Source organism: Polaribacter litorisediminis, from assembly GCF_019968605.1.
Taxonomy (GTDB): Bacteria; Bacteroidota; Bacteroidia; order Flavobacteriales; family Flavobacteriaceae; genus Polaribacter; species Polaribacter litorisediminis.
Map to the genome: position 1 here is coordinate 1854032 of NZ_CP082966.1, position 14145 is coordinate 1868176.

Consider the following 14145-nt stretch of genomic DNA (forward strand, 5'->3'; position numbering starts at 1 on the left):
AATTTTGGCAATTACATCCATCTAATAATGGTTTAACTCAATGCAATTAAACATTCAAACTAAAAGCGAATCTATTACGATTAGCACCTTCTTTATGCACTATGAAGAAGGAAAAGTTTTTAAAATTAGCTATGAATTGGGCTGAGGATTCTTCATGTTTAGATTAGAGAAACTTTTTCACTTGATCCAATTTAAGTTCCTCACGTTTAAAATTATGACATAAAAAAACCTCAATTCGTTAGAATTGAGGTTTAGTTGATAAGAAAGGCGGCGACCTACTCTCCCACAAAAATGCAGTACCATCGGCGCTATTGGGCTTAACTTCTCTGTTCGAGATGGGAAGAGGTGAGCCCCAATGCTATAACCACCCTAAGCTTGCTGTTATGAAAAGAGTAAAACATTTATAATTAAATATTTTGCTCATTGAATACTTAAATTCTTTAATAACAAATGAATTAACATATGATAAAATAATATTGTAAGTTTTTTTCGATACTGAAACGAGTTCAGAATACTTGTAAAAAAAAGAGTTGCCTCCCGCCTTACGGCGGGAGAAGCGTACATAAGTCTATGGGTTATTAGTACTACTTGGCTATGACATTACTGCCTTTACACCTATAGCCTATCAACGTGGTAATCTCCCACGACCCTTTAAAGAAATCTCATCTTGTGGTGGGTTTCGCGCTTATATGCTTTCAGCGCTTATCCCTTCCCGACGTAGCTACCCAGCCATGCTTCTGGCGAAACAACTGGTACACTAGAGGTCAGTCCAACTCGGTCCTCTCGTACTAGAGTCAGATCCACGCAAATTTCTAACGCCCACAGCAGATAGAGACCGAACTGTCTCACGACGTTCTGAACCCAGCTCGCGTGCCACTTTAATGGGCGAACAGCCCAACCCTTGGGACCTTCTCCAGCCCCAGGATGTGACGAGCCGACATCGAGGTGCCAAACCCCCCGTCGATATGAGCTCTTGGGGGAGATCAGCCTGTTATCCCCGGAGTACCTTTTATCCTTTGAGCGATGGCCCTTCCATGCGGAACCACCGGATCACTATGCTCTTGTTTCCAACCTGATCGACCTGTATGTCTCTCAGTCAAGCACCCTTATGCCATTGCACTCTACGCACGGTTACCAAGCGTGCTGAGGGTACCTTTAGAAGCCTCCGTTACTCTTTTGGAGGCGACCACCCCAGTCAAACTACCCACCAAGCACTGTCCTCATCTCTGAGTTAGACTCTAGAGAAGCAAAGGGTGGTATTTCAAGGATGACTCCACAACGCCTAGCGACGCCGCTTCATAGTCTCCCACCTATCCTACACATTACTTATCCAAAGCCAATACTAAGCTATAGTAAAGGTTCACGGGGTCTTTTCGTCCCGCTGCGGGTAATCGGCATCTTCACCGATACTACAATTTCACCGAGCTCATGGCTGAGACAGTGTCCAGATCGTTGCACCATTCGTGCAGGTCGGAACTTACCCGACAAGGAATTTCGCTACCTTAGGACCGTTATAGTTACGGCCGCCGTTTACTGGGGCTTCATTTCAGATCTTCGCCGAAGCTAAACCCTCCACTTAACCTTCCAGCACCGGGCAGGTGTCAGGCCTTATACATCATCTTTCAATTTAGCAAAGCCCTGTGTTTTTGATAAACAGTCGCCTGGACCTTTTCACTGCGGCCCATCCGAAGATGGGCGACGCTTCTCCCGAAGTTACGCGTCGATTTTGCCTAGTTCCTTAGCCATGAATCTCTCGAGCACCTTAGAATTCTCATCCCAACTACCTGTGTCGGTTTACGGTACGGGTTCTTATAATCTGAAGCTTAGTGGGTTTTCTTGGAAGCCTTTAGGCACACTATCCAATCGTCCGAAGAGTCATGGTACTATCGACCTTCTCCAAAATCTGCGGATTTGCCTACAGATCCTATAAATACAGTCTTCAACGTACTATTCCGTCAGTACGCGGTGCTTTCAATACTCCGTCACCACATCGCAATTATAAGAAGTACAGGAATATTAACCTGTGAGCCATCGACTACTCCCTTCGGATTCGCCTTAGGACCCGACTAACCCTCAGCTGATTAGCATCGCTGAGGAAACCTTAGTCTTTCGGTGTGCGGGTTTCTCGCCCGCATTATCGTTACTTATGCCTACATTTTCTTTTGTAACCACTCCAGCATGCCTCACAGCACACCTTCTACGCAGGTTACAATGCTCCCCTACCACTAACGTATATCTAAACGTTAATCCATAGCTTCGGTAATATGTTTATGCCCGATTATTATCCATGCGAAATCGCTCGACTAGTGAGCTGTTACGCACTCTTTAAATGAATGGCTGCTTCCAAGCCAACATCCTAGCTGTCTAAGCAATTTCACCTCGTTATTTCAACTTAACATATATTTGGGGACCTTAGCTGATGGTCTGGGTTCTTTCCCTCTCGGACATGGACCTTAGCACCCATGCCCTCACTGCTGAGAAACATTTTATAGCATTCGGAGTTTGTCAGGAATTGGTAGGCGGTGAAGCCCCCGCATCCAATCAGTAGCTCTACCTCTATAAAACTTTTACTCAACGCTGCACCTAAATGCATTTCGGGGAGTACGAGCTATTTCCGAGTTTGATTGGCCTTTCACCCCTACCCACAGGTCATCCAAAGACTTTTCAACGTCAACTGGTTCGGTCCTCCACTGTGTGTTACCACAGCTTCAACCTGCCCATGGGTAGATCACTCGGTTTCGCGTCTACTACTACTAACTAAACGTATTAATACGCTTTCATTCCTAATGAATGAATCTCGCCCTATTCAGACTCGCTTTCGCTACGGCTCCATGTCTGAAACATTTAACCTTGCTAGAAACAGTAACTCGTAGGCTCATTATGCAAAAGGCACGCCGTCACAACTAGAAGTTGCTCCGACCGCTTGTAGGCGTACGGTTTCAGGATCTCTTTCACTCCCTTACTTAGGGTTCTTTTCACCTTTCCCTCACGGTACTAGTTCACTATCGGTCTCTCAGGAGTATTTAGCCTTACCGGATGGTCCCGGTGGATTCATACAGGATTACTCGTGTCCCGCACTACTCAGGATACCACTATCAATAACTTCGCTTACTTTTACGGGACTATCACCCTCTATGGTCTGTCTTTCCAAACAGTTCTAATTCTCTTAGCATCAAATATTGTGGTCCTACAACCCCAATACTGCCGTAACAGCATTGGTTTGGGCTAATCCGCGTTCGCTCGCCACTACTAACGGAATCACTATTGTTTTCTCTTCCTCCGGTTACTTAGATGTTTCAGTTCACCGGGTTTACCCCTATTGCTAGGTGACATGTCTTCAACATGCCGGGTTGCCCCATTCGGATATCTACGGATTATAAGGTATGTGCCCCTCCCCGTAGCTTTTCGCAGCTTATCACGTCCTTCGTCGTCTCTGAGAGCCTAGGCATCCGCCATACGCCCTTACTTAACTTATTGTACTTTTTGCCGTGATACATCTCTGCATCACAACGAGCTCTTTTTATTCTTTATAAAAATTGTTCTGTATATCGCTATACAAAACTCTCTATCTTTTTGATTCTTACGATATCATTTTACCATTATGTCAATGAACTGTGTGGCGAGTCGCCACTGACAAGTTTTTAAACTCTCAGCAACAATCTGCCTACAATACACTGGAAATAATTTAACTTATCTCCAGGCATTGCCTGGTGGAGAATATCGGAGTCGAACCGATGACCTCTTGCGTGCAAGGCAAGCGCTCTAGCCAGCTGAGCTAATCCCCCCTTTTTCTTCTAGTGGCAGTCAACAGGTTTTAGTCTGCAGTCGTGAGCCGACTAAAATTGGGTGCATAACCACTTCTAGAATTTCCTTATATATTAAAAAATTGTAGTCCCGGGCAGACTCGAACTGCCGACCTCTACATTATCAGTGTAGCGCTCTAACCAGCTGAGCTACGAGACTATAATAGCTTAAATATATTGTTTTTTTAAAATTAACAGCAAAGAGTAAAATTTCCCTTTTGTAACTCACCATCTTTCTCTAGAAAGGAGGTGTTCCAGCCGCACCTTCCGGTACGGCTACCTTGTTACGACTTAGCCCTAGTTACCAGTTTTACCCTAGGCGGCTCCTCGCGGTGACCGACTTCAGGCACCCCCAGCTTCCATGGCTTGACGGGCGGTGTGTACAAGGCCCGGGAACGTATTCACCGGATCATGGCTGATATCCGATTACTAGCGATTCCAGCTTCACGGAGTCGAGTTGCAGACTCCGATCCGAACTGTGATATGGTTTATAGATTCGCGCTCTGTTGCCAGATGGCTGCTCATTGTCCATACCATTGTAGCACGTGTGTGGCCCAGGACGTAAGGGCCGTGATGATTTGACGTCATCCCCACCTTCCTCACTACTTGCGTAGGCAGTCTCATTAGAGTCCCCATCTTTACATGCTGGCAACTAACGATAAGGGTTGCGCTCGTTATAGGACTTAACCTGACACCTCACGGCACGAGCTGACGACAACCATGCAGCACCTTGTAATATGTCCGAAGAAAAAACTATCTCTAGTCCTGTCATACTACATTTAAGCCCTGGTAAGGTTCCTCGCGTATCATCGAATTAAACCACATGCTCCACCGCTTGTGGAGGGCCCCCGTCAATTCCTTTGAGTTTCAGTCTTGCGACCGTACTCCCCAGGTGGGATACTTATCACTTTCGCTTAGTCACTGAGGTAAACCCCAACAACTAGTATCCATCGTTTACGGCGTGGACTACCAGGGTATCTAATCCTGTTCGCTCCCCACGCTTTCGTCCATGAGCGTCAGTACATACGTAGTAGACTGCCTTCGCAATCGGTATTCTGTGTAATATCTATGCATTTCACCGCTACACTACACATTCTATCTACTTCCATATGACTCAAGTCAACCAGTATCAAAGGCAGTTCCATAGTTAAGCTATGGGATTTCACCTCTGACTTAATCGACCGCCTGCGGACCCTTTAAACCCAATGATTCCGGATAACGCTCGGACCCTCCGTATTACCGCGGCTGCTGGCACGGAGTTAGCCGGTCCTTATTCTTACAGTACCGTCAAGCTCGTACACGTACGAGTGTTTCTTCCTGTATAAAAGCAGTTTACAACCCATAGGGCAGTCTTCCTGCACGCGGCATGGCTGGGTCAGAGTTGCCTCCATTGCCCAATATTCCTCACTGCTGCCTCCCGTAGGAGTCTGGTCCGTGTCTCAGTACCAGTGTGGGGGATCTCCCTCTCAGGACCCCTACCTATCGATGTCTTGGTAAGCCGTTACCTTACCAACTAACTAATAGGACGCATAGCCATCTTTTACCGATAAATCTTTAATTACAAAATGATGCCATCTCGCAATACTATGGGATATTAATCTTCATTTCTAAAGGCTATCCCCCTGTAAAAGGTAGGTTCTATACGCGTTACGCACCCGTGCGCCGGTCGTCATCTGTGCAAGCACAATGTTACCCCTCGACTTGCATGTGTTAAGCCTGCCGCTAGCGTTCATCCTGAGCCAGGATCAAACTCTTCATTGTATATTTTTAATATTATAATGAATAAGTTTCAAAAGAATTTGTCTAATTATTTAAACATGGTTATTCTACTCTTTGTTTACGCTGTCAATTTCAATATTTTCAATGAACTCTTAGGGAGTCGCATGAATGCTATAAACACTCACTATGAATCCTAATTTGTAGAAACACTAGAATCGAACTAGTTGGCTCCTCGCAAAACCTTTCCAAAATCTCTTGATCTTTTTTGATCTTTTTTGCTATCTCTGTTAGCGGGTGCAAATCTAAAACTTATTTTTAATCTGACAAGAAAAAATAAATAAAATTTTAATTCTTTTTCTAAACCCTAAACTTGAATTTTTTTACCCCCGAAATTTCGGACTGCAAACATACCACAAGTTTATAATATCAACCTAATAAAAATTTAATTATTTTTTAAATATTTGTTAACATCTAAAAAATAAAATAACCTCAATTAAACCAATATAACTAACGCAAATCTCAATGAACTTCGCCAACCCTATTTCCGTTAGCGGGTGCAAATATACAACCTGTTTTAACAATAACAACTGTTTTTTTTAACTTTTTGTGTGTTTAATTTTTAAAAGGATTTTAACCCTTTGAAAATAGGCTTTTTATCCATCAAAATAATTTTATACCTTTTTGAAGTTTATTCATTTTTAACTCTAAAGTGTATTGGAAATTCTAATTATAAAGTTCTTATGCACTACTTTTTTAAACTTCGTTGAGTAGATTTTAAATAAAACTCTTGATTTAAAATGCCTAAAACCGGGTTAGGGATTGCAATGACATCCTTTTGTGAGGTACGAACAAAAGATATAATGGAAAGCCCGACCACGCTTTTTTGCGTGGGAACCCCCAAAAAAAAGAATTAATTTTTATTTACTGATTTTCTATCTTTCTTCTTTCTCATTTTAGCAAACATTATTTTGTATTCTTCAACGTCTATCTGTGCTTTTTTAGCAATGATAATTTTACTAAAGTCGAGCTTTAACTTGGTTTTCTGTTCTTTTAATTTATCGTCTAGAAATGCTCGTTGCAAAATATCCTCAATTAAAAAATCTTCATTTATGGTTTTTGGATGGTATTCCGTTTTTAATGAAAGTTTAAACATATTTGCTGTTGTATTGTACCAAAAAGCTTTCCAGCCACTTCTTAAACCTTTGATATTGTTAAAAACAGTTTCGCCAGTTTGACGGTGAATTAATTTGATAAGAATACGACCTTCTGTAGTGGTCATCTTTTTTATTTGATCAGTAAACTCCCCTTCAATATATTTCTGAATTAATAGGGTGTACTTTTTTCGTTTCCTTTTGGATTGAATCTTACCTAATCTAGCATTTAAAGTATCTAATCTCTGTGATGCTAGCATTGCAAACGGATATGCTTTAAACACTTTTTTGCGAAACCATAGGTAATAAATCAGGTCTTCTCGCGATTTAAACTTTTGTTTTGGCAGTATAGAAAACCCCTGCAACTTTATCGTTAAGCTATCTCCTGGTTTTACAAAAATATACTCGTCTATATTTGTAGGTAAAGAATCTATTTCTCTTTTTTGAGAAAAAGTTATCAAAGAGAAACCGATAATATATATGTATACTAGTTTTTTCAAATATGTATGTTTTTGCTATATTTTAATTCTTTATAATTACTCAAACTCTTTTGAGTACCCTACATAATCTTTAGCAAAAAGGAGTCCAAAGTTCATTTATTCCTTAATCTTATCTATAAAATCTTGTTCGGAAATAATTTTAATTCCGAGATCTTGCGCTTTTGTTAATTTACTTGGTCCCATATTATCTCCGGCAACAATAAAATTTGTTTTTTTAGAGATGGATGAACTTACTTTACCTCCGTTATCTTCGATTGCTTTTTTGAGTTCATTTCTACTCATTTGATGAAAAACACCTGAAACCACAAAAACTTGACCTTTTAATTTATCCGTTTGATTTTCTAAACTTTCGGCAGAAACTGCTAATTTTACACCCGCTATTTTTAAACGATTGATTAAATGAATGTTTCCTAAATTAGAGGAAAAGTCGATAATACTTTGTGCTATTCTATCGCCAATTTCATCCACCTGAATTAATTCTTCAAATTTAGCTGTCATTAATTTATCGATGGATTTAAAATGTTTTGCTAATTTTTTAGCGACGGTTTCACCAACAAAACGAATTCCGAGCGCAAATAATACTTTTTCAAACGGAATTTCTTTTGATTTTTCAATTCCCGAAATCATATTTTGAGCAGACTTTAACGCCATTCTGTCTAACGGAATTACCTGCTCTACAGATAAATTATATAAATCTGCGTAATTTTCTATTAAACCTTCTTTTCTCAACAAATCTACTGTTTCCGAACCTAAACCATCAATATTCATGGCTTTTCTACTTATAAAATGCTGAATTCTTCCTGTAATTTGTGGTGCACATCCAAATTCATTTGGGCAATAATGTTTTGCATCACCTGGTGTTCTAACTAATTCAGTATTACATTCAGGGCAATGGGTTGCATATATTGTAGGCTGCGAGTTTTCTGGTCGTTTTGTAAAATCGACAGCAATAATTTTTGGAATAATTTCTCCTCCTTTTTCGACAAAAACAGTATCTTTTTCCCTAACATCTAACTTTTCAATTTGATCTGCATTGTGTAAAGAAGCTCGTTTTACTATGGTTCCTGACAATTGCACGGGTTCTAAATTTGCGACTGGGGTAATTGCGCCTGTTCTACCCACTTGATAAGTAATTTCATTTAAAATTGTAGACACTTGTTCTGCCTTAAACTTATAGGCAATTGCCCACCGTGGCGCTTTTGACGTATAGCCTAATTCTTCTTGCTGTTGCAAATTGTTTACTTTTATAACCACCCCATCCGTTTCATAGGGTAAATTATATCGTTTAGAATCCCAGTAATTTATAAATTCAAAAACTGCATTCATTGTTTTTGCAATCATGATTGTTTTAGGAACTTTAAACCCTACTTTTCTTGCTTGTTCTAAACTTTCAAAATGTGTTTTATATTTTCTTTCTGATGTTAATACTTGATATAACAAACAATCTAAAGGACGTTTAGCCACTTCTGCACTGTCTTGTAATTTTAAACTTCCACTTGCTGTATTTCTAGGGTTTCTGTATTCTTCTTCTCCATTTTCAACACGTTCTTCATTCATTTTATTAAAACCCAATAAAGGTAAAATGATTTCTCCTCGCATTTCGAAATCTTGAATAAAATCAGAATTGATACTTAAAGGAATCGAACGAATAGTTTTTACATTATTCGTTACCTCATCACCCTGCACCCCATCTCCTCTAGTAACCGCTTTTATAAATTGACCATTCTGATAGGTTAAATTAATCGAAGCTCCGTCAAATTTAAGTTCACAGGTATATTCAACTTCTGATGTTCCTAGCATTTTATGAATCCGTTTTTCCCAATCCAATAAATCATCCTTTGAATAGGAATTCACTAAAGAATACATTCTATTTTTATGTACAACCGTCTTAAAATTTTTGGTAATGCTACCTCCTACTCTTTGTGTTGGCGAATTTGCATCGAAAAAAACAGGATTCTCTTTCTCTAGCTTTTCTAATTCCTTAAGTTTTACATCAAAATCAAAATCAGAAATCGTTGGATTATCTAATACATAATAATTGTAATTATGCTTGTTTAATTCATCACGAAGTTGTTGTATTTTTTGCTGAATAGTCATTATTTTTTTTCATTTAAAGATTTCATTTTTGGTTTCCCAAAAACAAGACAATATCTTGCAAGTTGCCTTCTATAGAACAACATCAAAAATATAACAATAATTGAATATTTACCTAAAATTAGTTTCCATTTTATTTATAGCAAAAGCACTATGTAACATAAGTTACATACAGCAAATACATGATTTTTGTCATAAAAAAAAATAGAAATACGACCTAAATTTGGCATATAAATTATAAAGGATGAAAAATTTAGTTATTTTAGGAGCAGGCACTGCTGGAACCATGATGGCAAATCATTTGGTCTCTAAACTCCCCAAAAAAGAATGGAAAATTAGCATTGTAGATCAATATAAAACTCATTATTATCAACCTGGCTTTTTATTTTTACCTTTTGATATTTACAATGAAGATCAAGTTAAAAAAGTTGGAAAAAAATTTATTCCGAAAGGTGTAAATTATATTCAGCAAAAAATTGAAAAAATTGATGCAGAAAATAATTTAATTGAACTAGATAATGGAACACTAGCTTATGACCTTTTAATTATTGCAACTGGATCTAAAATTGCTCCAGATGAAGTAGAAGGAATGATGAGTACAGAATGGAAAAAATCTATTTTTGACTTTTATACGTATGAAGGTGCTTTAGCACTTAGAGATAAATTAAGAGACTGGAAAGGTGGAAAATTGGTTGTACACATCACTGAAATGCCCATTAAATGTCCGGTTGCACCCTTAGAGTTTGCCTTTTTAGCGGACTCTTATTTTGAGAAAAAAGGAATGCGAGATAAAGTTGAAATTACTTATGTAACGCCTTTATCGGGTGCTTTTACGAAAGAAATTAGCTCTAAAGCCTTAGGTTATTTATTAGAAGAAAAAAACATAAAACTAGTCACAGACTTTGCCATTGAGAAGGTTGATTTTAAAAATAAAAAAATTGTAGATTATGTAGATCAAGAAGTGCCTTATGATTTACTCGTAACCGTACCTACAAATATGGGTGATGAAGTTATGGAACGTTCTGAACTTGGTGATGATTTAAATTTTGTACCTACACATCCTAAAACATTGCAATCTATTGATCATGAAAATATCTTTGTAATAGGCGATGCAACGAATGTACCAGCTTCTAAAGCTGGCTCTGTAGCACATTTTCAGGCAGAAACCTTAACCGATAACATTCTACTTTATATCAATGGAAAACCCTTAAAAGAAGAGTTTGATGGGCATGCAAATTGTTTTATTGAAACCGGAAAAAACAAAGCTTTATTGATTGATTTCAATTATGAACAAGAACCCGTAACCGGTACTTTTCCTTTTGCAGGTATTGGTCCATTACGACTCTTAAAAGAAAGCATTCTAAATCATTGGGGAAAATTAGCCTTTCGGTGGATTTATTGGAACATGCTATTAAAAGGAATTTCTATTCCCTTTGTATCTAGAAACATGAGTACTTCAGGAAAAAACATTAACAAGTAAACTATATAAAATGATAAAAACAATAAAACAAGTAGAACTTAAGGTAAACAATGAAGGGTATTTAACAGACTTTTCTCAATGGACAAAAGAAATTGGTGCAGAAATTGCCAAAGAACACGAAATTGAAATGACAGACAAACATTGGGAGGTTATTAATTGGATTCAAGAAAAAGTGGCGGCCAACGAACCTCTTTCTATAAGAGGAATTAAAAAAAGTGGCGTTATTGATATAAAACAATTTTATGCGCTATTTCCTGGAGGTCCTTTAAAAGTATCTACTAAAATAGCCGGAGTACCAAAACCTAAAAGTTGTATTTAATTAAAATATAGAGATCATGGCAAAAACGAAAGTTAGAAAAATGCTTTTCATATTATCAAAAGCAACCATAGAAAATGTATATGCTGCATTTATTATGGCAAATGGAGCAAGAATGGAAGGAATAGAATCAGAAATATTCTTTACATTCTTTGGTTTAGAAGCAATTCAAAAGAAAAAATTAGAGCATTTAAGAGTTGCTACAGTGGGGAACCCAGCAATGCATATACCAACTATGTTAGGCGGTTTACCAGGAATGGAAGCGCTGGCTACTAAAATGATGAAAAAAGAAATGGAGAAATTAGACATGCCTCCTGTAGGTGAGTTTCTTGAAATACTTTCAGATTCAGGTTGTAGACTTTGGGCTTGTAAGTTAGCAGTAGATATGTTTCACCTAAAAAAAGAAGATTTAATTGATGAAGTAGAAGATATTATTACCATTGGTGATTTTTATGCGAGGGCAGATCAAGATAATACACATCTATTATTTATTTAGAAAAAATCATTAAAGAGCTTTAAAAATTCGCCTTTTTCAAGAAAAATTAAACTTTTTCAAGAAAAATTATGGTTTCGTGTTTAAAGTTTGTACTTTTAAGATACATCAAAAATGATTTAAAAGAATGAAATACACGATTAAAATACATAAAATTTCTACAGTTGATGAACTTGAAAATGCTTGGAACATAGAAGATTTTAAAGAGCTTTTGAGAAGATTTGATTTTGCGAATGACACTATAAACGATCTCAAAGAATTAAGAGAATTGCTTTTTATGGCAATTGCCGATCAAGACCCAAGCGAAGCCGCCAGAATTGTATTGGATTATAAATTATCTGATTATTTAAATGAAGGACAAATAGATTCCCTTTCTTATGAAATGTTGGTTGATAAAATTTCTGAAGAGTACCCAAGAATTCGTTTACACAAAACACTATTTTGCGTTAATCAGCTTTTGTATAAAGCTTTCAATGGAAAATTCCCGAACACAAAAGCTACGATTGTAGACTTCGAAATATTTCCTAAAAAAAATGCTGATGAAACCATTACAAAAGAAATTGCGTTAAAATGTTTTACTCAAAATTTAGATAGTCATAATGTAATTCTGCGATTATTTGGAAAGCAATTAGACGGAGAGGAACAATTTGAAGAAGCAAATGATATTATTTGGAATTTAGAAAAAAAGGAAATTGGCTATACATTAACTACATCTGAATATTTTATGAGCAAAGATGAATTTTTGAAACCAGAATTTGATAGTGAGATTGATTTTTTTTCAGAGGATTAAATAGTGATTTAAAAAATCTAAACCTAATTCAATAAGAAGTTGATTCAATATTAAGAATAGGGTGCAAAACAACAAATTCTGCGTCTATTCTGGTGAATTTCAACTAAGATTGAACTTCTAAAAATAAACCCAAAACATAACTATGTTTTGGGTTTTTCGCCTATTTTTAGGTATATCTTTTTATGCTAAAATAAAAGATTAATCCTAATAATTACCTTCAAATATTCCCGAAAAAAAGTACATAATTGAAAGTAAAGTAGCATTAATAGTAGGTAAATCTTCTCACTTTTGCAATGTGTTTCGCCAAACGCATTACTTGATGCGAATATCCGTATTCATTATCATACCAAACATAAAGAACAATGGTTTCGCCGTCTGTAATCGTTGCTTTGCTATCAAAAATTGATGGCGCTGTTGATCCAATAATATCTGAAGAAACCAATTCATTGTCTAATGAATATTTAATTTGTTCCACTAAATCGCCTTCTAAAGCATTTTGTTTCACTATTGCATTTATAATATCTGTAGTAACTGGCCTTCTTAATTGTAAGCTTAAAATTGCTAAAGACCCATTTGGCACTGGCACTCTAATAGCATTAGACGTTAATTTACCCTCTAAAGCTGGCAATGCTTTTGCTACTGCTTTACCGGCTCCAGTTTCTGTAATCACCATATTTAAAGCTGCGGCTCTACCTCGTCTATATTTACTATGCATATTGTCTACCAAGTTTTGATCGTTGGTATAAGCATGAATCGTTTCTAAATGTCCTTTTTTAATTCCGAAATTATCTTCTAAAACCTTTAAAATAGGCGTAATTGCATTCGTTGTGCAAGATGCCGCTGAAAAAATATCGAACTTATCAGGATTATTTTGTTTATGATTAACACCATGCACAATATTTGGAACTCCTTTTGCAGGAGCTGTTATTAAAACTTTGCTAGCTCCTTTCGATTTTAAGTGCCTGCTTAATTCTACATCATCTCTAAAAGCGCCCGTATTATCAATAATTAAAGCATCTTGAATTCCGAATTCTGTGTAATCTATGTCTTCTGGATTGTTCGCTGAAATCATAAAAACGGTAGTTCCGTTTATAACCAAAGCTTTGTTTTCAAGGTCTGTTTGTACGGTACCTAAAAAATCTCCATGAATCGAATCTACACTTAACAAAGAGGCTCTTTTCTCTAAAACAGCCTGTGTAATTTCTCCACGAGTTACAATAGCTCTTAAGCGTAATTGAGAACCTTTGCCCATTTTTGTCATGAGCTCTCTTGCCAATAAGCGACCAATTCTACCAAAACCATATAAAACAACGTCTTTAGGTATAATGTTTTTGGCTTCGGTTGCATTTTTTAGTTTCTTTTTAATAAAAGCAACTTTGTCTTGGCTCCCTTTTGGATTTAGATAACATTCATAAGCCAACTTACCAATATCTAGCTTAGAGGATGGCAAATCTACCTGTTGAATTGCTTTCGCAATGCTTAACGCATCTAAAATTGTGATGGGTTTGTTTACAAATTCTTTTGCATAATTAATTAAATTTAAAATTTCACTTGCTCTTTTATCTACAAGTGGGTTTCTAAACATAATCAATTCAATAGATTTATCATACCATAAATCGTGTACAATATTTATAAATTCTACGGTAGCTCTCTTTGTTAGTGCTTGGGCAGTTACTTCTTTTTCGTAATCTAAAATTGATGGCATAGTTTGATTAATTAAAATTTTTGACAAAAGTATTTCTTTTTTTGAAAACACGAAATCGATTTCGCTGAAATTTTTAAACAAAAAAAATCCTGAT

7 protein-coding genes, 2 tRNA genes and 3 rRNA genes are annotated in these 14145 nt (G+C 36.9%); 4 read left to right on the forward strand and 8 right to left on the reverse strand.

Going from position 1 to position 14145, the window contains the following annotated elements; genetic code table 11:
- Nucleotides 1-262: 262 nt before the first annotated feature.
- From rrf to ligA, 7 genes are all read right to left on the reverse strand, one after another.
- Nucleotides 263-372: ribosomal RNA gene (gene rrf / locus K8354_RS07980) — 5S ribosomal RNA — on the reverse strand.
- 186 nt (nt 373-558) lie between these two features.
- Nucleotides 559-3477 (reverse strand): 23S ribosomal RNA (locus tag K8354_RS07985).
- A 231-nt stretch (nt 3478-3708) separates the two neighbouring features.
- A tRNA-Ala gene (locus tag K8354_RS07990) sits at nt 3709-3785 on the reverse strand.
- A 104-nt stretch (nt 3786-3889) separates the two neighbouring features.
- A tRNA-Ile gene (locus K8354_RS07995) sits at nt 3890-3963 on the reverse strand.
- Nucleotides 3964-4045: 82 nt separating this feature from the next.
- A 16S ribosomal RNA gene (locus K8354_RS08000) occupies nt 4046-5564 on the reverse strand.
- The 16S, 23S and 5S rRNA genes sit together here with 2 tRNA genes alongside, the layout of an rRNA operon.
- 868 nt (nt 5565-6432) lie before the next feature.
- The gene (locus K8354_RS08005; protein ID WP_223447066.1) at nt 6433-7173 is read right to left on the reverse strand and encodes a DUF4294 domain-containing protein; all 741 of its coding nucleotides are present in this window, start codon (nt 7171-7173) and stop codon (nt 6433-6435) included.
- Between the two features lie 96 nt (nt 7174-7269).
- The gene (gene ligA / locus K8354_RS08010; RefSeq protein ID WP_223447068.1) at nt 7270-9270 is read right to left on the reverse strand and encodes an NAD-dependent DNA ligase LigA; all 2001 of its coding nucleotides are present in this window, start codon (nt 9268-9270) and stop codon (nt 7270-7272) included.
- A 241-nt stretch (nt 9271-9511) separates the two neighbouring features.
- Here ligA and sqr point away from each other — a divergent pair, with 241 nt between their 5' ends.
- From sqr to K8354_RS08030, 4 genes are all read left to right on the forward strand, one after another.
- A complete protein-coding gene (gene sqr, locus K8354_RS08015; protein WP_223447070.1) occupies nt 9512-10747 on the forward strand; it encodes a type III sulfide quinone reductase, selenoprotein subtype in 1236 nt (411 codons plus the stop codon).
- A 10-nt stretch (nt 10748-10757) separates the two neighbouring features.
- Nucleotides 10758-11066 carry a TusE/DsrC/DsvC family sulfur relay protein gene (locus tag K8354_RS08020; protein ID WP_223447072.1) on the forward strand — a complete coding sequence of 103 codons (309 nt, stop codon included), beginning with the start codon at nt 10758-10760 and terminating at the stop codon, nt 11064-11066.
- 16 nt (nt 11067-11082) lie between these two features.
- Nucleotides 11083-11559, forward strand: a complete 477-nt coding sequence (locus K8354_RS08025) for a DsrE/DsrF/DrsH-like family protein (RefSeq protein WP_223447074.1) — start codon at nt 11083-11085, stop codon at nt 11557-11559.
- A gap of 124 nt (nt 11560-11683) precedes the next feature.
- Nucleotides 11684-12346 carry a hypothetical protein gene (locus K8354_RS08030; RefSeq protein WP_223447076.1) on the forward strand — a complete coding sequence of 221 codons (663 nt, stop codon included), beginning with the start codon at nt 11684-11686 and terminating at the stop codon, nt 12344-12346.
- 262 nt (nt 12347-12608) lie between these two features.
- Here the strand turns inward: K8354_RS08030 and K8354_RS08035 are convergent, their stop codons facing one another.
- A complete protein-coding gene (locus K8354_RS08035) occupies nt 12609-14051 on the reverse strand; it encodes a glyceraldehyde-3-phosphate dehydrogenase (protein ID WP_223447078.1) in 1443 nt (480 codons plus the stop codon).
- Nucleotides 14052-14145 lie beyond the last annotated feature (94 nt).